The 24,467-nt window shown below is 40.8% G+C and carries 19 protein-coding genes; 15 read left to right on the forward strand and 4 right to left on the reverse strand.

Annotated elements, in window-relative coordinates:
- Positions 1-11 precede the first annotated feature (11 nt).
- From RRG12_RS02315 to RRG12_RS02330, 4 genes are all read right to left on the reverse strand, one after another.
- Complete coding sequence (locus tag RRG12_RS02315) at positions 12-386, reverse strand: hypothetical protein (protein WP_179069388.1); 375 nt, start codon at positions 384-386, stop codon at positions 12-14.
- A 341-nt stretch (positions 387-727) separates the two neighbouring features.
- Positions 728-1,138 (reverse strand): hypothetical protein, encoded by a 411-nt coding sequence (locus RRG12_RS02320; protein ID WP_420758189.1) that lies wholly within the window; start codon positions 1,136-1,138, stop codon positions 728-730.
- 155 nt (positions 1,139-1,293) lie between these two features.
- On the reverse strand, positions 1,294-2,490 hold the full coding sequence (locus RRG12_RS02325) for a hypothetical protein (RefSeq protein WP_420758190.1): 1,197 nt from the start codon (positions 2,488-2,490) through the stop codon (positions 1,294-1,296).
- On the reverse strand, positions 2,487-3,029 hold the full coding sequence (locus RRG12_RS02330) for a hypothetical protein (RefSeq protein ID WP_420758191.1): 543 nt from the start codon (positions 3,027-3,029) through the stop codon (positions 2,487-2,489). The genes RRG12_RS02325 and RRG12_RS02330 overlap by 4 nt, the downstream gene beginning before the upstream one ends.
- Positions 3,030-3,431: 402 nt before the next feature.
- Between RRG12_RS02330 and mobV the strand changes: the two genes are divergently transcribed.
- The 15 genes from mobV to RRG12_RS02405 all read left to right on the forward strand — a co-directional run bounded on the left by mobV (position 3,432) and on the right by RRG12_RS02405 (position 24,429).
- Complete coding sequence (gene mobV / locus RRG12_RS02335; protein ID WP_420758192.1) at positions 3,432-5,180, forward strand: MobV family relaxase; 1,749 nt, start codon at positions 3,432-3,434, stop codon at positions 5,178-5,180.
- 107 nt (positions 5,181-5,287) lie between these two features.
- Positions 5,288-6,916, forward strand: coding sequence for an ATP-binding protein (locus RRG12_RS02340; RefSeq protein WP_420758193.1), 1,629 nt, complete (start codon positions 5,288-5,290; stop codon positions 6,914-6,916).
- Complete coding sequence (locus RRG12_RS02345; protein WP_420758194.1) at positions 6,913-7,431, forward strand: DUF192 domain-containing protein; 519 nt, start codon at positions 6,913-6,915, stop codon at positions 7,429-7,431. The genes RRG12_RS02340 and RRG12_RS02345 overlap by 4 nt, the downstream gene beginning before the upstream one ends.
- Before the next feature lie 340 nt (positions 7,432-7,771).
- Positions 7,772-8,362, forward strand: coding sequence for a hypothetical protein (locus RRG12_RS02350; protein ID WP_420758195.1), 591 nt, complete (start codon positions 7,772-7,774; stop codon positions 8,360-8,362).
- Positions 8,363-8,441: 79 nt separating this feature from the next.
- Positions 8,442-8,771, forward strand: a complete 330-nt coding sequence (locus RRG12_RS02355) for a hypothetical protein (RefSeq protein WP_420758196.1) — start codon at positions 8,442-8,444, stop codon at positions 8,769-8,771.
- Between the two features lie 39 nt (positions 8,772-8,810).
- Positions 8,811-11,630 (forward strand): hypothetical protein, encoded by a 2,820-nt coding sequence (locus RRG12_RS02360; protein WP_420758197.1) that lies wholly within the window; start codon positions 8,811-8,813, stop codon positions 11,628-11,630.
- Between the two features lies 1 nt (position 11,631).
- Entirely contained in the window at positions 11,632-12,351 is a 720-nt protein-coding gene (locus RRG12_RS02365; RefSeq protein WP_420758198.1) for a hypothetical protein, read from the forward strand.
- A 52-nt stretch (positions 12,352-12,403) separates the two neighbouring features.
- Positions 12,404-13,504: a hypothetical protein gene (locus tag RRG12_RS02370; RefSeq protein WP_190965623.1), complete on the forward strand. Its 1,101-nt coding sequence runs from the start codon at positions 12,404-12,406 to the stop codon at positions 13,502-13,504.
- A 147-nt stretch (positions 13,505-13,651) separates the two neighbouring features.
- The gene (locus RRG12_RS02375; protein ID WP_420758199.1) at positions 13,652-14,443 is read left to right on the forward strand and encodes a hypothetical protein; all 792 of its coding nucleotides are present in this window, start codon (positions 13,652-13,654) and stop codon (positions 14,441-14,443) included.
- Positions 14,440-16,005, forward strand: coding sequence for a TrbI/VirB10 family protein (locus RRG12_RS02380; protein ID WP_420758200.1), 1,566 nt, complete (start codon positions 14,440-14,442; stop codon positions 16,003-16,005). The genes RRG12_RS02375 and RRG12_RS02380 overlap by 4 nt, the downstream gene beginning before the upstream one ends.
- Positions 16,002-16,757 carry a hypothetical protein gene (locus RRG12_RS02385; protein WP_420758201.1) on the forward strand — a complete coding sequence of 252 codons (756 nt, stop codon included), beginning with the start codon at positions 16,002-16,004 and terminating at the stop codon, positions 16,755-16,757. The genes RRG12_RS02380 and RRG12_RS02385 overlap by 4 nt, the downstream gene beginning before the upstream one ends.
- On the forward strand, positions 16,754-17,956 hold the full coding sequence (locus RRG12_RS02390) for a hypothetical protein (protein ID WP_420758202.1): 1,203 nt from the start codon (positions 16,754-16,756) through the stop codon (positions 17,954-17,956). The genes RRG12_RS02385 and RRG12_RS02390 overlap by 4 nt, the downstream gene beginning before the upstream one ends.
- A 208-nt stretch (positions 17,957-18,164) precedes the next feature.
- The gene (locus RRG12_RS02395) at positions 18,165-19,937 is read left to right on the forward strand and encodes a type IV secretory system conjugative DNA transfer family protein (protein WP_420758203.1); all 1,773 of its coding nucleotides are present in this window, start codon (positions 18,165-18,167) and stop codon (positions 19,935-19,937) included.
- A 5-nt stretch (positions 19,938-19,942) separates the two neighbouring features.
- Entirely contained in the window at positions 19,943-20,434 is a 492-nt protein-coding gene (locus RRG12_RS02400; RefSeq protein WP_420758204.1) for a relaxase/mobilization nuclease domain-containing protein, read from the forward strand.
- A 155-nt stretch (positions 20,435-20,589) separates the two neighbouring features.
- Entirely contained in the window at positions 20,590-24,429 is a 3,840-nt protein-coding gene (locus tag RRG12_RS02405) for a DUF3854 domain-containing protein (RefSeq protein ID WP_420758205.1), read from the forward strand.
- The last annotated feature ends 38 nt before the right edge of the window (positions 24,430-24,467 follow it).

Consider the following 24,467-nt stretch of genomic DNA (forward strand, 5'->3'; position numbering starts at 1 on the left):
GGATTGTTTGGTTAATTGGCTTGCCGTTCTATAGCTGGAGGGATTACCCCAGGCGATCGCACAACTGACTTGTTAGAAGCGGCGGCAAGGAACGCAAACATCCCTAAAATAGCAAAAGACGTAATAATCACTTGCTGTAGGGAGGCAAATACTGACCTTTCTTTTTCCTTTTGGACAGTAATGCGATTGATATTTTGCTGAAATGCCGACAAATATAGATAATCTAATACTTTCTCACACAAGGTAGGGTCTTCACCTATCTGTACTTTCTGGCACAGGAGAATTTCTAGATGCTCCCGGCGGCGATCGCTTGTAGACAAATCGCGCTCGTCCCACAGTTTTGCCTGGGTTGTATCTAAAGGTCTATTAATACCTAATATAGTCATAGTATGGCCTTCTTTAGTTGTTGAGTTAGCTGAGGGAACAGGTGTAATCGATAATTCAACTACACCCTAGTAGTTCGCTTTCGTGACGAAAGCGGGGTAAGGGGGAAGGTGGGGCCCCCACGAAGTAAAGGATTTGGGGCAGGGGGAAAGGGTTTAAATCCTTTTACCTTTCCCCAGTCTGAAAAAGCGCATTTTTGGGTTGGCAGACTGCTAGTGTGCTTTTTGAAAAGTGGAACTCATACCTAACTTAAGAATTTTAAATATGCCCTCTAAAAAGAACTAGCTACGTTAGTACTGAAAAAATCGGTACTAGAGTAACTAGTAAAGTTAGCGAGTTTATGCTATATTTCCCATTCAAAATCTGGTTGTAGAGATGGGGATAGAACCTGTGCTTTCGATGGTGATAGAGGTGTATCCGCCTCCAACGGGTTCGTTTGATCCTGAAATAATTCTTGTGCCAGAGTCCGCCCATCTGAGTCAATGTCACTACTCAAGAAATACTCCAAAACCTGCGGTGTAGCACCATCAATTGCTGCTTGTGCTAGTAGAGATTTGATGAATTGGGGAGATGCTTCACTATCAGCTAGTACCTTCAAGGTTTGCTCGGCATCTTGGATGGTCATTTTGGAGATATCTTTAACTCCAACTTCTTCCCAGACATCCCCGAAATACTGTCGATATTGCTGATTGAAGTCTTGCTCTTGGGCAAAGCAGGCTAATTCTTGTACTTGCAAATGTGTCGTTTCAGCCATCTTAATTTGCCAATGTTAATTGTTCACGCTTGTTACTGTTAGAGCGATCGCACTTTCAGATGAGGTAAGGTGCAAGTTGAAGCATATCTCTTACCAAGAGAGGCTTTTACAATGTTAGACAGAATATCTGTCTAACATCAAGTGCAAGAGATGAGCTACACTCTATTGATAGAAGTGAGATGATTAACTGCTGGAGAATAAGAATCTGGTACTAATTTCTGTTTGCGCTCATAGCAAAAATTTTCATCCAGCATTCTCACATAACTAATATGAGTTGCCCAAACATCAGCCAGTCGCTCACCCAAGCCAACAGTATCTAATGATTTGGGAATAACTACTCCACCATTCCAAACGATAGGGATGCTTTCTGTTTGAAAATATTGTGTCAGTTCTCGACGCACAAACTCACCAGTACCACCACAGATGAGAACTTCGTCTAATGGTACATGGTTTTTGACCCAGCGCAGCAATGCTCGACAGTATTCATCCCGAATCACTTCTAAAACTGATTTAAACAACTCTAAATCCGAGTTAATTCCTGATGGTGTATTCCTACGTGACAAATTTCGTAATGCAGTGAAATTACCTTTACTTGCTTCCACTAAAGCCGCCGCTATACACGGATCATCTTTCGATAGTCCTACGCTAGTACGTTCGACAAACTTTTGTAACACCCAATTCATCCCCAAGTCTGTCGATTCCTTCTTTGCTACTTTCCCTTTTTCTGAAAGGGTAAAACTGGCATTACGATGACCCAGCATTAACAATCCTATATTTTTTTGAGAAAATACATTCCCTAGAGCGCGATTTCTGTAAGAAATAATACCTGTTCCTTCAGGAAGATTTTTGAAGCTATTGACCTTAATTTTCATTCTTCCTGTTGGCGTTATTACTCCTTGCCTATAGTTCAAGACAAACTTTTTAGCCAAATCTTGTACATTCTTCTCTTCTCCAGGTGGTAGCAAAATCTGGAGAAACATTTCGTGAATATCTACATTTATTTGACGTTTAGCTAGCCACAACAAACCAGCAACCTTTGATAAGGCATATTCAGACTTCAAATCTTGCAGTGCCGCAGTTCCAGCAAACTCTCTTTTTGCAATACTCCCTAAGACAGAATATTCCTGACCAATTCTCACCCAAGCGCTATCATCAGGCAGCGCATCTACAGTTAAATGTTTGGTTGAACCCTCTCCCACATCGGCAACTTCTGGACTCATCCACAATGCAAATGGCACTCCCGCCGGATAAATCTGGGCGATCGCTTTGGTTGAACTACCCCCCAAGTCTGCCGTCAGTATAAACTGTACGACTTGGCTTGATTTGTCCTGATTAGTATTTGTAGTTGTCATAAATTTTTATTACCGTTTGTTTCGTCAAATCCCAACAATTGAGTAGCCATTAATAAGTCTGGTGTCATTTTCAAGTCCATTAATCCCAAGTCATCATCAGATAGTAAGGATTCTTCCTGCTGACTTGTTTGCTCTAGTTGCTCTTGTTCTTCTTTCTCTTTGCGAATCACATTTGTTGAGATTGGCAAGCTTTTTTCTAAAATCGATGATTTGTTCTGCTCTATTTGTTGTAGTGGCAAAATCGCACTACTCTCTACTTCAAAAGAATTAGAAACCTTTTGCATTAAAATTCTAATCTTTACTAGCTTTCCTTCCAATTCCCCAATACTCGACAAGCAAGCTTCAATAAATTCCTCTTTACTTACCTTTCCCACTAATGCTTCTATTAGCCAGTAACTTGTCACTGCTTCCATTGTCAGTTCACCTGCCGACTTTTTTGAGCGATGATTCACCAAGTATTCAATAGTTCTTCCATCCCAAGAATCATGTCTCCGTTTTACTCTTGGCAGTTCAACGTCTTTGCTTCCCTGTTTGTCCATTTTTAAAAATCAGTACAGTTGTCTTATTGTTTACATTTGCAATACTTGATACAAAAATGAGTATTGCGGGTAGTCTAAATGAGTATTTAGGCGGAGAAATCCCCCTTTTTCTCTCAATTGCGTTTCCACTGTGTTTTCACTGCGTTGCGCTTTTTCCCTCATTTATGAGTATTCGTGCGTAATTCGTACCCAAATTATTCACTGCTTAGAATCAGGCGACTAAATGCCTGGGGTCTTTGCTATGTAAGCACTTGAGCTAGTTAGGTATTAGAGTTCCTTCAAAAAGTCTTTCAAGCCGCTAAAATAATCGTACTTACTACGACTATCTTCACTTTTTCGCATTTGAGCAATTTAGCTATTTTGGCGACTAGTCGCAATTGCTCCGATTTTGGGTAAATCAGCGTGATAACAAAATCATACCAAGTTTATCCAAGATGTGAAGCCATGAGCTACGCGATCGCGCGATTAAAAAAATTAAAGCGGGGTAATATATCAGGGAGTGCATCTCACACTGCACGAGAAAGAGAAACCCCGAATGCAGATCCGACTCAAAAAAATATTCGGTTCATCGGTAGCCTCGACCCAGAGGAACGACTAGAGGATTTAGTCTTAGCCAAGATAGGGGAACATGAGCAGAAGCGGAAGATTCGCACTGATGCAGTGTACTGTGTGGAGTTACTGTTGAGTGCATCGCCTAGTTATTTCCGTCCCGACTGCCCAACTAATGCTGGGTACTATGAACAACAAAAGTTGGATGACTGGGTAGAAGCGACTCACCAGTGGTTGGCTGATGAATATGGCTCACGCATTGTGAGAGCCGAGTTACACTTGGATGAAGCCACCCCGCACATTCACGCTTACTTTGTGCCCATTGATGATCAGGGGCAATTGCGCTGTAATCATTTCTTTGACGGGCGGCAGAAAATTCATGAGTTTCAGGATTCGTACTACCAGACAATGCGGCTAATTGGACTAGAGCGGGGTATCAAGGGAAGCAAAGCCCAGCACCAGGACATCAAGGATTTTTACCGCATTGTGGAGGAGGGGCGTGACTTAGAAGTTGATGAGCTAAGTGCAGCGCAATTGAAGGCCAAAGCTGCCGACCGAGACAGGGCGAATCAGCGAAAACAGGAAATGGAAGCTACAGCCAAAGCTCTTTCACTTGAAAATGAACAGTTACGGCTCAGAATTGCACAATTAGAACAAGACAATCAACAATTACGAAAACTTACCGAATGGTCAACTGATTTAGCTTTAGATGATGTTGCTTGGGAGTTGGGACTGTGGCGTAAAGGGAATGAATGGGTAGGAGGAAACCACACCATTAATATAGATGGCTCTAAATTTAGCGGTCTTGCTCCCGGTTCTAATTTTGAAGGTAATCATGCAATTGATTTAGTGAAACACGTTAATCAATGCAACCAAGTCCAAGCGATCGCATGGATCGGGGAGCGATTTGGTGAAGTCGGCGCAAAACGTGCAGCGAGCGCTCATGCTCAAAAAGTTGCGGCTCTTATTATCCAAACTCAACCAGCATCCCAATTCACCCCACCCATTGAGGATAAAGCTAACTGGTCAGGCGTTGAACATTACCTAACCCAGAAACGAGGCATACCTTCTGATTGCGTACAAATGTTACATAACCAGGGTTTAGTTTATGCCGACTCAAAAGCAAATGTAGTGTTTGTGATGCGGGACTTGGAAGGGAATACCAAAGGGGCTTTCTTAGAAGGTACAACCAATAAATTCTCTGGTTATGAGTTAGGTACTGTTCGCCGTGATAGCTGGTTTTACTTTACTTTGGGGAAAAAGCCTAGTGATAAAACTAGCACTGCTGTACTGTCTGACTCTCCCATTGATACCATTTCAGTAGCCATGTTGGAATATCTCTTTAAAGGAATACCAGAAAACAGAACAGTTTACATGGCAGTAGATGACACTTCAAATTTACCTGTTGAAAGATTACGTAATGTTCCTTGTGTACAGGTAGCTTTTAGTCAATCAACTACGGCACGGGCTGTTAAAGAGCTACTGCCACACTCGACTCAACTCAAGTGCGAAAGTCGGGATTGGAATACGCAGTTAATCAATTTCTCCCATCAATCGCAACAACGTTATTCACAACAAAACCACGAGGAATTAGAGCTATAGTTGCAAAAAAGTCAAGCTACTCTAGTACCGATTTTTTCAGTACTAAAGTAGCTAGTAAAGAGTTTTAGCTATCAATAATATTGGGGTGAAAATTAGCTAAAATCCTGATGAGTAATGAGTTAACAAAGCAAATATTCTCTCTAATCAAACTTAAGAATAAGCTGATAGCTGTCGAGTCTCCATTACAAGAAAGACTCAAATTTTTGACAAATCTCGCCAGTGAATGCCAGCAATACAACATTAACTGTTACCTGTGGACGCTGGAGGATGATGCGCTACACCAGTTATCTACTAATGAGGAGCGATTAACTTTACAAAGAGTTGAGCAGTATCAGGCGATCGCCAAGAATCGACGCGAACATTACTTTGAAATTCTGCGGTTTTGGAAAACTACTGATTTATCAGGAATCCTGATACTAGAAGGTATATTCCCCTGGCTGGGAGAGTCTACCACTGACCCCGATTTCTTTCTGACTTCCGAGTGGATTAAGTCAGCGCTCATTAACCTAAAGCTGTACAATTGCAATGCTAACAAAGCAGCGATTCTCTTAGGGTCAAACGCCACCGTGTCATCTGACATTGCCCCCGAAGTTCCAACAGTCATTCAACAACTGCCAGCTATAGAGGAAATAAGCACTTACTTAGCCCAAATATTACCTAATTATAGTTGTGGCGATATTCATGCCACGGCGAACGCCTCAATAGGCATGTACTTGGCAGACATTGACTATGGAATCAGACAGGCAAGCGCTCCTGGTGAAATTAAACCGGATGAGTTAGTGTCTCAACTGTCCGCTTACAAAATTGACCTATTTAAGCGAATTTATAATATTCAGTTCCTTCAACCTCCAAGCACACCCATTGGTGGTTTAGAACTTATCCAGCAAGCGTTTAAAACTTATAAGCGCCTTCTATCCTCATTGGCGAAAGCGTATAATCTGCGCTTACCCAAGGGGATTTTACTAATCGGCCCACCGGGAACAGGAAAATCTTACTCGGCTAAAGCAAGTTCTGCACAATTGGGGCTACCTCTAATTATTTTGGAGTGGGGTAGTTTCCGCAGTTACGGTAATTTGGCTGAGTACAAGCTAAAGAACTTACTCGCACTGGTAGACCGAATCAACCGTGTAATCTTATACCTCGATGATTTTGATAAGGGATTTGCCGGGGATGATGATTTATCCAAACGCCTCGCTGGTATGCTTTTGACCTGGATGCAAGAACGTACTAGTGAGGTTTTAATTATCGCTTCGGCTAACAATATTCAATGGCTACCACCAGAGCTAACCAGAAGTGGACGCTTCGATGAAATTTTCAAGGTGGATCTCCCAAATTACGGCGAACGGCACGAAATATTCAAGATTCACTTAGCCCGTTTCGATCCTCGTTTCCGCGATCGGGGCGATGGGTACAGCGAAGAAGAATGGAAAAGGTTACTCAAAGCCACGCAGCGATGTGTGGGGGCGGAGATTCAAGCCATTGTTGAACGTGCGGCCATCTCTACTTTCTGTGAAATGTTTGGTGATGATGTTTCTCCCCTTCAAGAACTATCACCACTAGGAATTACATTGTCGGCATTGTTGGCAGCAAGGCAGAGTATGAATCCTCTGGCCATCCGCGAAGCTGACCGAGTTGAAAGTATGCGTAACATTGCGGCTTTGCATGGCCTTCCATCTAGTCCAATTGATTCTTCTATATATAGTCTCGGCAATGTTGATATTTTTGGTGAAACATGAAAACTTTAAAAATTAATTCCGAAAAGGATTTATACATTGCTGCCTTCAAGTTACTGAACATACTAGGCCCTGTCGCTGGAGTATCAATTATCATTGGCACTGTGGCGATTGGTTACGTCCAAACTCGTCCCCAGGATTTACCAGTTACGCACATTCTCACTCATGGCAAGCGCACATTTAACTTGGAAGCCGCTTCTACACCAGAGCAATTAGAGAAAGGGCTGAAATTTCGAGCATCCTTAAACGGCGATGGCGGAATGTTATTCAATTTGGGAGGAGAAATTTATAATGTGCCTTTCTGCATGTACAAGGTGAATTTTCCATTAGACATCTTTTATCTTAAGGACAATGTGGTGACAACTGCGGTTTACAATGCCAAACCGTGCTACAAAAACCCTTGCCCCATCTACAAAGGGAAAGTTGCCAATCAAGTACTAGAGCTAGCAACAGGCGCTGCCAATATCAAGGTTGGCGATCGGCTTAACATCCAACCGTTATCATCAGCCAAAGAATGATATCGATTGCGATCAGGCTGTGATGACAATTTGCCAAAAACGTATGTATTGTATTAAACAGGCTTTAACACACAAAACCAAGCAAAAGTCAATCTCCACATTCTTACCTTACTGAGCTAATTACAGAAATATTTATACTAAGAAATAATTGCAGGGATTATATGTCAAGCAAAAAGGTTGCTAACAATATAATTGATTTCTAAATACTTAGAGAATGAATGTTAGCAAGATTATACTAGTACTTTTGTGCTATTTTTTTTTAGTACTAAAGTGTCTCCATCTTGAAGCTGACTTATTTAAGAATGTGCGTATTCCTCATCCAATCGTTCAGGAGAACGAGATGCGTACTGACTACGAATATCTAGAAAGTTTTTCCGCTTCGGCAACGGCAACCCTCTCACCTTCTCCAAAGAATGAGAGGGCGACAAAAAGCACACTTACACTCATGGGTGTGACTGGTGTGTTGATGATAGCAGAGATGTCCGTCCACAATATATTGATGGGTGGATTTATGATTGCGTCCGCCATCGTCATTGCCTTGCCGAAACAATCACAAGCATTATTTACTAACTTCGATAAACTACAACGAAAGTATGGAGTTAATCTCTATGCTGTGTTGTTTGCGCTGTTAGCAGTAATTTGTCTAATTGATTTTGCGGCGGCTCCAGCTAATGCTCAGTTTTTCAATAATGCTCAAACTTGGATGACCACCACTTTTGGTAATGCCAGCAATGGACAAACATCAGAAGTTATCGAACTTTTTTTCAATGTATTGAGAGCTTTATTCCTATTATATGTTGGGATCAGTTTAGTTCGGATTATTCAGTCCGCACGCAATGATGAAGACTGGCAGACACTAGCAAGAACTCCATTAATCATAGTTATGGCAGTTTTCGTTGGAGATTTAATTACTGGCTTGATTGTTCAGTAAAAAGTTTTTTTTGGTTATCAGTTATTGATACATACGCATTCGGATTAATAGCTGATAACTCTTTATTAAATCAATAAACATGTCAAAAACACATGATTTTCGGACAGTAAATCGGATTTTAGGAGAAAGACCAAGACTAGGGCCATTCCCTGCTGACCAAATATTTGCCTGGACATTAATAGCAGTGGTCAATGTTTTTCTGTTCAATTATCTACTGAAAACAAGTTGGTTAGGTACTAGCTTAAGTATTGCTTGGGGATGGGCAACATGGTGGACAATTTCTACAAACAAAGACTTTTTCGGTAAGTTCGTCAGCGTCCCTCGAATTAGTAGGGGATATATGAGATTTCAATCAATACAACAGAAACAGAAGTCGGAAGTCGGAAGTCGGAAGTCGGAAGAAAAATAAGTTCTAGGTTCTAGTTAAATTTCAGTGATTGGTAAAGTTATGCCAAATTCTTCTAAGAAAGTTAAAGATAAATTAGGTAAAGTAGCATTAGAAAACGAGCAGATTAGTGTTGTAAAAATGCTCACTCCCTTTGAAGATATTATCCATTTAGGGGGGATTTGCGACCTCAACTTAGGAGGTAGGCAGGGCGTAGGCGCATTAATTCTCAAAAAAGGTGAAAATATTCAAATCAAATTCTGCTTTGATTGTTTAGGAATTCATCCGAATTTAGAATCATCGCAAATGCTGCCGATCTTTGAGGGCATAGAAGCGGGGTTAAAAGAAATTCCCGAAGGCGAAAGTCTCACAATACACTTAGGGTCTTTTACCTCGGATTATTATAGGCAAAAGGAACTATCTTCTTTAGAGTCAACTTGCTCTCAAGATCCGTTAAAGCTATTGATTCGTAGTGAAAGATTGCGAGTTAAAGAATTAACTCAAAGTGGCACTAGAAAGAATAAGTTTCTCCGGCTATGGTGTACATACACTGTTATTTCTGATAATGAACGCTCTCATGATTTTATCGAATCGGTTATCAGAAAATTAGAAAAAGGTTGGTTTTCTTTTACTGGAGAAATTCATGCCCATAACAATACTAGAATTGAAAATATCCTCCAAAATTCCTTTAGCAATGGTTTTTTGCAATGGTCAGCCATACTAAGTAGTAAAATGAAACTTGGGATTAGGGTGCTGAGTGCCCAAGAAATATGGGAAATGATTTGGCAGCAATTCAATCTGTCATCGCCACCAGCAATTCCTAATCCTCTAAAGATAGATTCCGCCAATGGACTAGTAGAAACTCAAACTAGTGATTTTCATATCCGCCACCATCTGTTAGAGAATGAGCTATCTGTGCCATTTTTTGATAGGAAATGGATAAGACTACAAAATAAATATGTTGGGGCGCTTAACTTCAGCCAAAAACCAGGGGGATGGTATGACGAACAAGCCCAACTGCGATATCTATGGGAATTAATCTCTAGAGATAGTATTTCTGATACAGAGATTATTTGTCAGCTAACGAAGGCAAATCAAGCTATTTCTAAAACAAATCTTCAACGCATTACCAAGCAATCAATTACCAGCACTTCTTTATCTACAGATAAAGGAAATATTGATGTCAAATCGGGGATGAATATTGAAGAAGCGGTAGAGGCGCAGAAGACAATATATAAAGGTAGTGTAGTAGTGCATACCGCAGTTGCTTTCCTCGTCCACCGCCCAACCCCACGGGAATTAGACGAAGCTTGCCGATATCTTGCCAGCTATTTCTTGCGTCCGGCAGTAGTAGACCGAGAAATAGAATACGCCTGGAAACTATGGTTGCAGTGTTGCCCATTTGTTTGGGAACCACTATTAACCAAGCCTTTTAACCGCCGACTGCCATATTTTAGTTCGGAAGCACCAGGGCTGATGCCATTGATCAGGACTGCTACAGGCGATCGCAGTGGGTTTGAGTTAATCGCAGAAGAAGGCGGCACACCAGTACATCTAGACTTGTACCAGAATCATAAGAATTTGGCAGTCTTCGGCGCAACTCGTTCAGGTAAATCTGTGCTGGTGGCAGGTATTCTTACTCCGGCGCTAGCACAAGATATTCCGGTAGTGGCACTAGACTATCCCAAGCCAGATGGGACATCCACTTTCACCGACTACACCAATCTGCTGGGTGAAGATGGAGCATACTTTGACATCTCCAAAGAATCAAACAATCTTTTTGAACTTCCTGATTTGCGCCCTCTGGATGCAGAACTGAGAAATGAGCGATTGAACGATTTTAAGGAATTTCTCAAATCAGTGCTGATGACAATGGTGATGGGGACGAGCATGATTGGTGTCAGCCCAACGATTACCACCAATATTGAGTCAATCATTGCTTTAGCTTTAAAAACGTTTTTTAATGATGATGAAATTAAATCACGCTACAAGTCAGCAATACATTTTGGATTTGGGACTAAAGAATGGAGCGAAACTCCGACGCTCAAAGATTTTTATAATTTTTGTTCTCCAGCTTTTATACAATTAGATTCTATTGCTAGTAAGAGTCAAGAGATTTCCGAAGCCTTAGAGCAAATCAGGCTGAGAATAAATTATTGGTTGAGTACCAGGGTCGGGCAATCCATCTCACGCCCATCTAGTTTTAGAACTAATGCCAAATTGCTAGTATTCGCTTTACGTAATTTATCGAGTGAAGCTGATGCTGCCATACTCGCTCTTAGTGCATACTCTGCTGCATTACGTCGCGCATTATCATCAAAAGCTTCAATATTCTTCCTGGATGAAGCACCAATTTTATTCCAATTCGATGCTATCGCCTCGTTAATTGGGCGATTGTGTGCCAATGGCGCTAAGTCTGGTATCCGCGTTATTATTTCTGCCCAAGAACCAGAGACTATATATCAGAGCGCATCTGCACAAAAGATATTTGCCAATATCACTACACGTTTAGTAGGCAGGATTCAATCATCAGCCGTTGACCCGTTCATTGTTCGCTTTAAATATCCTACCGAAATCATCAGGGTCAATAGTACAGAAGCTTTTTATCCAAAAAAGTCAGGGATTTACTCTCAGTGGTTGCTTGATGATAACGGCAAGCTAACTTTCTGTCGCTATTATCCTGCTTACTGTTTATTAGCCTCAGTTGCTAATAATCCCAACGAGCAGGAATTACGCAGTTTGTTTCTCAAACACTATCAAGATAATCCTCTGCTTGGGTTAGTCAAATTTAGTGAGGATTATATCAGAATGATTCGGGGGGAAGAGTTATCAGAATTGGCTAAAAATTTGATTTCCCGCTCAAAAATCAAACAGGTTGCTTAATATGAAACCGATCATGAAGAAATTAACTATTGGTGCGATAGCTGCTGCTACTTTTGGCAGTTTATTTATTGCTGCACCTAGCTATGGCATCAGCATTAACGATTTTTTTAGTTCTATCGTTTCGGATCTTCAAAGTGAAGTTGGTGAAATTCAAGCCTGGGCATCTGATGAAATTAACAACGCCTGGGCAGACATCAAAGAAAACGCTAATGCGGCAATTGATAGTTCTATCGGGCAATTGGGTGCGCCTGACCCGATTGCTTCGGCTGATCAATTGAAGGATTCACTTAAGGATGATTATTCTTATCCTGTCGCCCAAGAAAAAGCACAGAAACTCTCACGTGACCTAGCTTTGGCTTCTGTCGCTAGCGTGGTCAGCGAAAAAGGACAGCAGCAAACTCAAGAAAAAATTGATACTACTGCACAAATTGCTCAAAAAGCCAGTGATATCGCCTCCCAAGCTCAGAATATGGACGCTTCTCAGAACGTCCTCAAAGCGATCGCTGCTCAGAACGGCTTAATTGTGTCGATGTTAGCAGAACAACGTACTGATTCGCTGTTAGCCCGACAGGACAATGCTTACTCTAACCTGATGCTGACGCAAGTGGCAGATCATCTTGACTCCCAACGGAAAAAGGAGAACTCCCAAGATGATGGCAGATTGTCTCTACTACATGAAGTCGTACTTAATGCACGGCTAGATCCTACTTCTGCTGACTGATGTACCGTTCAAATATCTTTCAAAATTACTGTATTGAGCAAGGATTCAAATCATGTTTTTACTAGCGCAATTAGATGGTGGCGATTTAGCTGATTTAGCAAAAGAAAATGCAGCTTCAATAGCGCAAGGATTTGATGAGCTTTGGAACGAAACTATTACAGGTGGTGTTTATTCAGCAATTTGTACAGTCGGAGCTTTATTCGCTATAGCAACACTAACTTTCTTCGTCGTTGAATGGACAAAAAAAATGATGGCGGGGGAAGAACAAAGAGCTTATACTGATTTTATTTGGCCGTTAATAGTAATTCTTTTGCTCAGTAATAAGGGGGATGTACTAGGAAAGTCAACTTTGGGGATTAGAAACTATATTAATAATGTAAATAATATAGTTCTTAGCGAAGCGGCGGCAGGAATCGATCTCAAGCAAGCGTATGAAAGTGCATTGGGAACTGAAGCAGCACGTAGCGCTATTGGTATTGCTGTAAATAAATGTAGAAATTCATCTTTAAGCCAACAAGAAGAAATCAACTGTTTGAATCAAGCTAAAGAAGATTTAACCAAAAAATATCCAGATAAGTTTAACAAAAATAATGGGGCTTTTTCTTGGTTTGTAGATGCCATTGATGGCGCTATCGATGCTTTTAATGATGTGAAAGATGGTAAAGCAAATGGAATTGATTTAATTTTATCTCCCATTAATGCTTTTGTCGGGTCTGCTGTTACTGACATAGTTACGATAATTTTAGTCGGAATGAATGGGGCTTACCAATGGGGAATTGAATTGACTATGCTCGTAACAGCGCTGCTGGGGCCTATAGCTGTTGGTGGTTCTCTGCTACCTTACGGAGCTAAATCAATCTACAGTTGGTTAGTCGGATATTTCAGTATAGGTTTTGGCAAGCTCTGCTTCAATATCATTGTTGGATTCGCCGGGCAATTAGTCGCTGATTCTAAATCTTATCAGCCAATGTTCTTCCTATTTACAATTGGTATAATTGCGCCATTCTTAGCTACAGGTTTAGCGGCTGGTGGTGGTATTTCTGTTTTAATTCAAATTAATAAAGCGGCTGAAACTTACAGTGGGATTGCCATTGAGGTTGCTAAAGGTGTTGCTACTAAAGGTGGTAGTTTAGTCGGAAAATTAGCTAAATAAAACGTAAGAATTCAGCACTCAGGATTCAGAAGCCAGAATTTAAAAGCAATGAGCGGATAACTCTTCTATTGATTGAAAAGGATTCACTCTTCTTCTCCAACATTCTGACTCCTGGATTCTGACTCCTGAATTCTGACAATAAAATCTATGCTAAATCATCAAAATAAAACTCAACCAAAAGAACCATTACAATTACTTAGTTACAACAAATATGTAACAACAAGAGTTGGAATAATTTCTCTAGCTGGATTTTCAATGGCTGCGCTTTCTCTGTTATTACAGTTTCTAAGTTATGGAGCAATTAGTGTTTTAAATAAAAAACAATTGGCATTAGTACAACTTTCATCAGGAGAGACAATCGCCGCTAGAGCAGTAGACCCAAAAGAACGGTCTGATGAAGTAATTAAAAAATTTGTATCTGATACATTTATTACTACGTTTAATTGGGATGGATTAGTAAAAGCATTTAATGAGAAAGGAGAACCTATCACTAAGCAAGATACTGGGGTAGAAGTAGGTAAACTTAATAATAAATCTAATAGTCGGGTTGCGACTAGAGCCTATGATGCTGCATTTGCTTTAAGTGAAAATGAAGGATTTCGCCCCGCCTTTCTCAAGAAATTAGCATCAATCACTCCGACAGGTATTTTCAATGGTGATACTCAAGTATCTTTAATTCCCAGATTCATATCCCAACCACGTCAAATTAAATCAGGGAAATGGGAAATAGATTTTATTGGTACACTGGTAACTTTTGACCGTGAGTATAACTCAGGTAAAGGAATTGCTTTCAATAAAACCGTTACAGTTTCTTCAATTTCTAATCCAGAATATATCCCAGCTAATACCACTGAGTTAGCTAAGAAGATTTATGCAGCCCGTCGCGCCGGATTAGAAATTACAGAAATTGTAGATTTAAACTTCGGGAGAAGGAAATGAGCGAAGACAACGGTAAAGGGTCTGTATCAACTATAGAGGATTTGCTTGAAATAGATGATGCTAATAAAACTAATGCTAATAAAGCACCAGAACCGGAAAGTTTATTAGTACCGACTAAGCACACAATTGTCACTTCTCCTTGGTCAAGACTAGCAATAATTGCTGTCCCTTTTGGAGTTGGATTTTTAGCAATATTTTTGATGCTCAATGGTGTTTTCAATCCCGCACCAGCACCAAAGATTGCTCTGAAAACGCAGGAAATACCGACCACTGAACAAGCCCAAGAAAGTGATGAGGGAGACGGTGATGCGCGTGCAAAACTCGCTCTGTCGGATCAAGAAGATGAGTTAGGTCGCATTAACAAAAATAAATTAGACCAACCAGCGCCAGTACCAGTTTCAGTAAACCAAAAGGTCGTGCCATCTAGCCCACCATCTCCACAACCTGCGCCACGTTCTGTTCAAAATACACAACCACGTCGTGTAACTCAAACTGCACCACAACAGATTAGAACCTACACTCAGTCATCAACACGCACGAGTTTTTCTCCAAGACCATCTATATCTGCACGGACACTCACGCCCCTAGATCCCCTTGAACAATTGAACAAACTCCGAGGCATCGGTTCTTACGGCAAAATCGCATACACCGAAACTAGCACCAGTAAACAATCTTCATTAGATCCATATCTTGCTCAAGCTCAAGCAATTCAAAATCAACCGAATGAACAAAATGAACAAACAGATACAAATAATTTTGACCAAACCACACCGCAAAACTCAAGCGACTCGATTGAAAAGATCCGCCCCAGGTGGCAAGCAACTCCTAAAGTTAACAAGATTAGTTTAGCTAACAATTATTTACCTCAAGAAAGCCAAATTCTCCAAGGTAAGCAAACTCGTTATTTGACAGTTGGCACTTTTGCTAGTGGTGTGATTGTTACCCCATTAGTTCAAACCACAGTTAATAATTCAGGGCAGACACAGACACAAACACCAACCTCTAATAACACTAGGTCTGTCGCTAGACTGCAAGAGGATTTACGCGATAACTATGGGCAAGTGGCAATCCCTTCGGGAACAATATTTGCAGTCGAGTTAGGTTCGGTTGATGGCGGCAGTTACGCTGTCGCTTATGTCAGAGCGATCATATTAGATAATACAGAATATCCGATTTCTGCGGGTGCGATTTCCGTGACAGGAGTTGGTGGTAAACCCCTCTTGGCTCGGAGATTTCAAGACAGGGGTGGCGAGATTGCACGAAATGACTTGTTTGGCGGTGCTGTGTCTGCATTAGGGAAGGTTGGGGAGATTATGAACCAACCGGATAGTGAAGAAGAAATTTCTGATGAATTCACGGGCAGGATTCGCAAACGTAGTAGTGGCAATCAGCGCAATCTCACTGGTGCGTTAATGTCAGGGTTTTTTGGTCAAGTTAGCCAAAACATCAGCCAACGTAATCAACGTAATACTCAAGAAATTACTTCTCGCCCTAATACTTGGTTTATTCCACAGGGAACCAAAGTTACCTTTAATGTAAATCGCTCTTTAGAGTTGCCATGAAAAGCATAATTACCACAGTTACAAGCGGCACTCTAGCGTTGGCTCTCGCCGCGACTCCACTATCCACAATTGCTGCACCAGTCGTTCGCACCATCTTTCAATCAATGGCTAGTGGGACGCAGGCCAAACTACAAACTATCAACGTTTGGAATGGTCACGGTGTAGCAATTTCTTTCTATGAAATTGGAGAGACGATTAAAAAAGTTTGGTTAGATGATCCGTCGCAAATTCTGCTTGACACAGACGGTTGCTTAGAGGGACTGGATCAGAATTGCTCTAGCCCCGGTGCAGGGCTGATTCATCTGCGGCGGATCAAGAGAGTAAACATTCCCGGAATACCGCAAACATCTACCACTTTGTTAACAGTAATTACGCAGTCATCCTCTGGGGAGCGTAAAGCTTACAGTTTTCGACTAGCAACAAGTAATGGCACTCCTAAATATAGTCAGGTGACAATTCAGAATGATGTCGCACGAGGACAAACAGCCCCGAAGCCTCAATTGCAATCATTAGTTAAAACACAGCAAACAATTAACCACATTCGAGGCGGTATTGTTGTCGCTATTAAAAGTGGATGGATTCTTCAGCAAGATGAAATACACCAGCGCTTGCAAAAGTTAATTGGTTATTTACAAGCAGGTGATGACATTTCTACTGCTGCTAATAAGGCTTCTATCTCTCAAGAGTTAGTTAACAAATTAATTGCTTTGAGTAAGAGTTCTGATAATTTAACGCAAGGTAATGGCTTATGAAATCATCTTTACGACCCAATAAAAACGCCTTACGTTACTTCATTTTTTTGGGTTTAGTAGGTAGCTTATTGATTCATAGTTTCATAAGATATGGGCTATTGAATTCTTTTGTAGGCTTTTTGCTGCCCAAGGCTTCAGCACAAGTACCCGTTATCAATTCTCCTAATGGGTTTACTCCTGATTGGTCGCGTTTCAAATTCAGTGACATGATTATTTCTCTTAGCGGCAGTGTTACCTACCCAGGCACAAGAGGTACAGAAACTAGAACCTGGACGGCAGGACAAAGCATTAGCGAGTTTATGGAATTGGGAGATTTTGAAACACCTCAATTAGCAATAGAAAATTTAAATATCTCAACCATAGCTTCAGTACAAGGAATCAATTTAAGTGGGTTAACATTAGATGATTTTCAATTAACTCAATGGCAAACTTTACCATCTTTAACCGAAGCGATTCCTGGCTTAGGTAATAGAAATGTTACAAGTGTTAAACCTGTGAGCGATTTTTTGAGAAGATTTGGAATTACTGGGGGCACAATAGGTAACGCCAGCCGAGATTCTCGTTTACGTGACGTTCCATTAGGAAGAGTAATAAATTTAAAAAATTACTCACTAACATCTATTTCCGACATTGAAAACACATCTATTAATAGATTTTGGAATTGGCAAGACTCCAAAATTAATGGAGTACCTGGATTGTCTACTCTGACTTGGGATAATTTGCCAGGGCTGCAAACACTTGACCTTTCATTCATCGGTAAAGTTGACATTGTACTGCGAGATATAGAAGCAAACCGGACTCGCTCAATTTCCGGTAGTTATCAACAAGGGTTTAATGTTCCTTGCCTACAGAATAATTGCGCTCATGCAGAGGTGGCAGGTATCGGCAGGACTACAGGTACTCAATGGATTTCTGGCAAAGTGCAGAAGGTAACAGGTGGCTTTGGCATCTTGAAAGTGCTTAACGATGGTCAAGAACCAACTGGTAGAAATCCTTTTGGTTCGGCATTTAAACAAGTGATTTGGGATATTCATGAAGCAAGCGGTTCTATGGAAACTGCCATGTTCTTCCGCATTTGCAAAACCATTCCCTTTGTTGGTCGCACCTGTTCCCCATACTTTATCGGGCCTGTTCCGTTTATCGAATACAAAGAAAAAGACCCCATTATTTTCGGTCAACCCTCAACACTTCCAGATTAATCATCAAGTCGCAAGTGAAGAACTTTCAAACGGTTCAGTTTAAGTCCCCGGCTTTTATCAAGCCGCAAGTTTTGTGGCTCTTTCTAAATCCCCGTTACAAAACTTACTTGCGACTTGCGACTTGCGACTTTGTTAATGCTTTAGTATTTTTACTTCAAGAATTTTCGGTTAGAGCAAAACTTGTAGACCTTCGATTTCCAATACCTTTATGAGCAAGTTTTTAGCGACAACTAACACAACTACTAGTCAAACATTTCAGTTTGAGCAATTACAAAATCATAATGACGCAATTGGCAAGTACACTCACTCTCTTTTTACCCCCAATGGACTAACAGTTTTGTCCTTGCTTGGTGCTTACATTTTGCTCAGGGTATTTTTTGGCGATAATAACAAAAAGAAAATCGCTACCAGTTATTGGGGTGGTAGTAAAGAAACTGCTACTGCTCAGAAAAAAGCCATCTTGCAAATTGCCAATCCCCAATGTGATAGTGCGGCACTTTACATTGGTAAGCATCAAAGAAAAGGTGGTGGCATTACTTTCTATATCCCTGATGTGCAACGGGGTACAGCCGTCATCGGCGCTCCCGGTAGCGGTAAAACATTCAGCGCCATTAACCCGATGATTTACTCCGCAATTGATCAAGAATTTCCATGTATAGTTTATGACTTCAAATACCCTTCTCAAGCGAAAGTTGCTGCCTATGCTAAATATAAGGGCTATGATGTTCACATCTTTGCACCTGGATTTCCTGAATCTGAAGTTTGCAATCCTCTAGATTTTCTTCGAGATAGTAGTGATGCCGAATCGTCCCGACAAATTTCCACTGTTATCAATAAGAATTTCCGACTTCTGGGCAATTCAACTGAAGATGGTTTCTTCGGCCCTTCAGGGGATCAGTTGACTCAGGCAATTCTGATGTTAGCTAAAGAGTTCGGTCAATTCGCGGATGTTATGACTTGCGCGGCGATACTTTCTAGTGAACAAATGGTCAAACGCCTCATGGCTGCTTCACTTAACCCTTGGGTAAAAATTGCCTTTGGTCAGTTGTTCAGTTCCGCAGCTAGTGAAAAAACCGTTGCAGGCATTGTCGCTACCGCCAGTATTATGTTCACTCGCTTTATGGCGAAAAACACCTTGGGCTGTTTCATCGGTAAGACAACTTTACCTTTGGAAATTAAAGGTAAGCAAATGATTATCTTTGGGTTGGACAGAGAACGCCGAGATGCAGTAGGGCCCCTCATGACCAGCATTTTACACATGACCATCGCCCGTAACATTGCCAAAAAGCGACTTGATCCACTCATCGTTGCACTGGATGAATTACCTTCAATATACTTACCTGATTTATATAGATGGCTAAATGAATCTCGTTCTGAGGGCTTCTGCGGTATTATCGGCTTCCAAAATATGGGGCAGCTTGAGAAGAACTACGGTAAAGATATCGCTAAGGCTATCCTTGGTGCTTGCAGCACTAAGTTTATATTCAATCCTGGTGAGAACGAGTCGGCGCAATTGTTTTCCAACTTCTTAGGTGATGAAGAGATTAAGTACAAGCAAAAAAGCCGTTCTACTGGTAGTAAAAATAATAGCACGAGCATCAGCGACCAAGAGAAAACTAGAAAGCTTTTTGAATCGGCTCAATTTCTGAAGTTAATTGCTGGGAAATGTGTTTTTATTAATCCGGCTTATGCCAATCAAAAGGAGGGATCTGTTCCTTTACTCAAAACTATCAAAATTAATGAGCCGCTCAAAAATATTGATAAATACAATCAACTTAAATGGGCAAGGATTGTCAGTTTATTAGCTAGAAAGAGTACACAGAAATTTCCCTCACAGCAAGATTTAGCTTTGCGAGTTAAGCAAGTTGATTCACGCTTTCCGCTTCCCGAAAACCCTCAAGCTATTTCTAATAATTCTGGACTAACATTCAAAGAAGTCGGCAGCATGATTAATCAAAATAAATCTGATAGTGGAATTTGATTGTTATGAAAATGACTATTGAAGAGTTGAAAATTAATAATTTTGAACTAATTCAAACACTATCTCAAGAGAAAATTTTAGCAAATGGTAGTTTTATTGATATTAGTCTGTCTCCCCTTCAGATTATTCAGGAGTTTAAGACTTTATCTAAAACTAGACGAAAGCTGAGGAATTTGGGCATATATACTATCATCAACCTAAAAAACACTTACATCCAACTAAATCAAGAATCTTGTCTGAAAATTGTTAACCGATATATTCACGGTATCGGCTGGCATGATTTGCAGTATATCTGTTTTTTAGATATTCAACCTAGTAATATTTATATTCATATTATTTTTAATCGCATTACACCCCAAGGTAAGCTCATGGATATCAAATGCTTAGGGGCTAACTGGCAACAATATGAGGTATTACGTCAAGCTTGTTCTCTCATCATCGACAACCCTGTTCATAACAAATATTTGCAAAGACGATTCTGCAACTGTTGCGGTTAGACAAGAACGTAGAAAGGAAGCTGTTCTTGAGCAAGGGAGGCTCTTGAGGAATGAGAAAAATTTAATTCTCTCCCTGCTTCTCCTCTCCCCCCGCTCCCCCTGCTCAAGAGCCTCTTTTGACCCTTTACCCTTTACTCTGCTACACCCAAATAGATATGTTTGATGAACGACATTTGCAACTCACTTCCGCTTACGCTAGAGCTAGTCAGCATTTTATTAGAGCTTTTATTTATCCTTTAGGAGAGTTTATTTACAAATCAATAGAATCAGCTATTGATTTAAAATGTCAAATTGAAATAGGAGAAGAAACTTATTTTCTTACTCCTGATAAGGATGGTGGTTGGAAATGGTCTAAAGGTAACTTTGAAGGTGTAACAGATGAGGAAATAGAACAAGTAGAAGAGATGATGGCATATTTATTGCCTAAACTTCTCCCCGGTAGTAATGATATAACACCGTCAAATTTTCCTCCTGTTCCTGATTTACCTCCAGTTTTACCCAACCCGAATTTTCCTAAAAACCTTCCTCCTTCGGGTACAGTCGTTGACTTTTTAAGTATACAAGTCGAAAGCAATAATACTCTGGAATATCAATATTTTACAAACAGAAATGATTGCGTCACGGATGCAGGTGAAATCAAAGATATATCATTTGCTCAAATTGTAGATAATTCCTCCATCTTAGAAAAAGATGTTGTGCAAAAGAATGACATTCATGAAGACTATGAGCAGAGTGAAGTGACTAATTTTCATGAAGTTGGCGATGAGCATTTAACAGTAGAGTTGATTAGCAACCACACAATTCCTATAACTAGTGAAAAACTCGAGCCACAAAATACTCAACATATCCCTCATCACCCAGAACATATTGATCCGCAACATTGGCACGAACTCGTAGTAGGAAGTGCGATCGCACCAGATATTGCACATCTCAACTTTTCTAGTCTTCATTTTAGCTATGTCGGTGGCGAACATGAAGCTTGGGAACGGCTCATGATCAGCGACAAACTTTCACGTACAAATACAGGTAGCCTCTCTACTAGGCTTTTAGAACTCTATTCCCACTTAGATGCAGGTGGCTGGTGGTGTAATTCTGGAGTAGATCCGCGCACATTTGCTAATCTTACCCCTGGTGAGCAACCTCAAGTTAAAGAATGGGGATGCTATAAGCCAAACCGCCCTAGACCCAAAACCGTAAAAAAAGATGGGTTCACTGTTCTGGTTGAAGGCAAGTTCATCAAATATGAGCATCCACCATCAGTTGATTTGAGTATTTTCTTGCTAGATGTCCCAGGCGTGATTGCCCAAAATATTTACTCAAAAGCTGGAGTAAACCCCAGCGATAGCGATCGCTTGAGTGGTTTTTGGTATTGTGTGTGCAAACACAATATCCCACTTGTCATTACAGAGGGTGCGAAGAAGGCGGCTAGTCTACTATCGCATGGTCACGCAGCCATCGGACTACCGGGAATTTCCTCCGGCTATCGCTCACCGAAAAACGAGTGGGGCAAGAAAATTGGTGATTCCTATCTGGCTGATGAGTTAGCTGTTTTCGCTACTCCTAATAGAGTTTTCAAAATCTGCTTTGATTATGAAACTAAGCCTGAAACTAAGCTCAATATTCAAAGAGATATTTGGAAAACAGGAAGCTTATTACAAGAATTTGGTGCTGTCGTTAAAGTAGTAACGCTGCCAGGGCCAGATAAGGGTGTAGATGATTTTATAGCCGCACAGGGAGGAGAAAGTTTTGAAAAGCTATCTGCCGGGGCTATAGCTCTAGAAGAATGGCATCAAAATCAACTTGATAGCTTACGTTTTACTATCAAGCTCAAAGATGGCACAGTCAAAACAATTGATGAGGAGGCAGGAGGCAGGAGGCAGGAGGCAGAAGGGAAGAATTTGGTGGGGGATTTAGACCCCCACTTTAGGAGTGCCACTGAATCAGAGATAACAGTTAGGGACTCAAACCCAAGCTCACTCCGGTCGCGGCAGGAGGCAGAAAGCAGTTTTCCTTCTCCCAAGGGGAGACGCGAAGCGCGATCTGCCTCCTGCCCTCTGCCTCCTGCCTCCCTTGTTGATCAACAAAAAGGAGATTCTACTGTGACAGATGCTCCCGAATTAGAACCAAACATGAATGTATTTCACAAGAATCGTCGTCAACCATTTATTGACCCTGGTTCACAGATTATAGATATAAAAGTTATTGATTCAGACATTATTCATTTAGATGTTGCCCCTGAGCCAGCCCAGCCAACTGAAACTGCTGTAACTAGTTCTTCTTGGGCTAAAAAAGAAAATGTTACACTTTATGAGCCTAATTTTTTTAGAAAGCGCCTAGAAGCTAGCGAGAATAAACAAATAGCTTTTGCTGCTTATACTTTGTTAAAAAAATATGGTGTTGAGGCGAAAGATGAACAACAGCAGACCAGTGGCAAAATCTACCATGCTGATGCTTTTGTAATTAAGAATCATGGCGCTGATAAATACAGTATCTATCGTCGTCATGATGATGTAGAGTTAATGACTTTTCAAGCTGATAAATGGGGACACGTAGGCAATATTAAACTTTCTTACACAGAAATAGATGATGAGCCAAAAATTTGGAGAGAAAGACAAATTAACATTCTGCCTATTGAAAGGCAGGAGTTTTTGTTAGTGGCTGACTACCTCAAAGCTGGTAAAGAATTGCCCTCCGTTGATGAAGACCCTCGCAAAATAGCTTCTGTCGTTGGTTCAGTCTCTCCTAAAGGCACACACAATATTTTAGAAAGTTTCAAAGAAAACGAGGTATTAAAAATTCTCACACAAAGTATTACTAGCTTCGAGAAAGACGACTTAACCTTGGGCAATTACCGGATTATTTTTCGGCAAACTAGTGACAATACATCTACTCTGCAATTACTCAAAACTGAACACAAGGGTACAAATCGGGAAGCTGTTCGCTTTCAGTTTGAGAAAACTGACACTGGTATGACTCATCAAGTCCAAGCGATGGCTATCACTGAAGCTGATTTGGAGAAGTTAAGACTGTTGGCTCAAAAACTGCATATTAATTACAAAGCATTATTTGGCAACCCGACAGACACCCGTGACATCGACTTGCCCGTTCACCCCGAAATTAACCGTAATTTAAACGATGATCAGTCACACCAATCTACTCAATCTACGCCCAACGCACCAGATCGCAAGACACAATCAAACCCACAAGGAGTAAGCTCTAATTCTCCAAAACAACAGAACGCTGTATCACACTCAACTACACCTAATACTACAACACCATCACAACCAACAAAACGATCCAATCTTTCTTCTAACTTAGATAACGCTGTGCTACCACTACATCCAGTTTTAAAACAATATTGGGAGCAGTTAGAAAAAGATGGTTCAAGTGATGAGACTGTAGCGCAAGGACATTTAGAATTTCAATCTAAAATTCAGGAAACTGGAAAATTAACTGTTGGTGAACAGCGTGAACTCTACCAGCAGATTCAAAATCTTGCCTGGAGCGAGATAAATCACAAAGGGCGTACTGATATTGTGCTTCCACCATTAGCCCACATTGTTAATGATTTGCGAGAGCAGGTTCTTACAGAAGCACAGCCACAGTTTTATTCTGACCCAAAACGTGATACACCCGTGCCTCTTCACCCTGACATTGCCTCTCATTGGCAAGGTTTAGAAACTAATAAAACTTGGTCTAGTGTTGCCAATCAGTACAACAACCCAAAACGTGAAAAACTTGTCTTAACTGGCAAGCTGACTATTGGGGAGCAACGTGAACTTTACCAAAAAATTCTCCTTCAAAGTCAATTCGAGCAGCAGAACATTGGCCAAACGAATATCTCACTTCCTCCTTTGAGTGATGTGATTCAGGATTTGCTCAATACTCGTAGCCAGATTATTAACAATACCTATACGCCCAAGGTTGAAGTACATTCCCAAAAATCTCACATTCCACAACAACCTACTACTAATTCACAGGAATTAGAATTATGAAAAGGAGTCAGAAGTCAGAATTCAGGAGTCAGAATACT

The sequence above is a fragment of the Nostoc sp. CALU 546 genome, assembly GCF_048836525.1.

Coding starts and splice junctions, on each gene's coding strand:
- RRG12_RS02315 (WP_179069388.1), bottom strand. CDS start 386: ATGACTATATTAGGTATTAATAGACCTTTAGATACAACCCAGGCAAAA.
- RRG12_RS02320 (WP_420758189.1), bottom strand. CDS start 1,138: ATGGCTGAAACGACACATTTGCAAGTACAAGAATTAGCCTGCTTTGCC.
- RRG12_RS02325 (WP_420758190.1), bottom strand. CDS start 2,490: ATGACAACTACAAATACTAATCAGGACAAATCAAGCCAAGTCGTACAG.
- RRG12_RS02330 (WP_420758191.1), bottom strand. CDS start 3,029: ATGGACAAACAGGGAAGCAAAGACGTTGAACTGCCAAGAGTAAAACGG.
- RRG12_RS02340 (WP_420758193.1), top strand. CDS start 5,288: ATGAGTAATGAGTTAACAAAGCAAATATTCTCTCTAATCAAACTTAAG.
- RRG12_RS02345 (WP_420758194.1), top strand. CDS start 6,913: ATGAAAACTTTAAAAATTAATTCCGAAAAGGATTTATACATTGCTGCC.
- RRG12_RS02350 (WP_420758195.1), top strand. CDS start 7,772: ATGCGTACTGACTACGAATATCTAGAAAGTTTTTCCGCTTCGGCAACG.
- RRG12_RS02355 (WP_420758196.1), top strand. CDS start 8,442: ATGTCAAAAACACATGATTTTCGGACAGTAAATCGGATTTTAGGAGAA.
- RRG12_RS02360 (WP_420758197.1), top strand. CDS start 8,811: ATGCCAAATTCTTCTAAGAAAGTTAAAGATAAATTAGGTAAAGTAGCA.
- RRG12_RS02365 (WP_420758198.1), top strand. CDS start 11,632: ATGAAACCGATCATGAAGAAATTAACTATTGGTGCGATAGCTGCTGCT.
- RRG12_RS02370 (WP_190965623.1), top strand. CDS start 12,404: ATGTTTTTACTAGCGCAATTAGATGGTGGCGATTTAGCTGATTTAGCA.
- RRG12_RS02375 (WP_420758199.1), top strand. CDS start 13,652: ATGCTAAATCATCAAAATAAAACTCAACCAAAAGAACCATTACAATTA.
- RRG12_RS02380 (WP_420758200.1), top strand. CDS start 14,440: ATGAGCGAAGACAACGGTAAAGGGTCTGTATCAACTATAGAGGATTTG.
- RRG12_RS02385 (WP_420758201.1), top strand. CDS start 16,002: ATGAAAAGCATAATTACCACAGTTACAAGCGGCACTCTAGCGTTGGCT.
- RRG12_RS02390 (WP_420758202.1), top strand. CDS start 16,754: ATGAAATCATCTTTACGACCCAATAAAAACGCCTTACGTTACTTCATT.
- RRG12_RS02395 (WP_420758203.1), top strand. CDS start 18,165: ATGAGCAAGTTTTTAGCGACAACTAACACAACTACTAGTCAAACATTT.
- RRG12_RS02400 (WP_420758204.1), top strand. CDS start 19,943: ATGAAAATGACTATTGAAGAGTTGAAAATTAATAATTTTGAACTAATT.
- RRG12_RS02405 (WP_420758205.1), top strand. CDS start 20,590: ATGTTTGATGAACGACATTTGCAACTCACTTCCGCTTACGCTAGAGCT.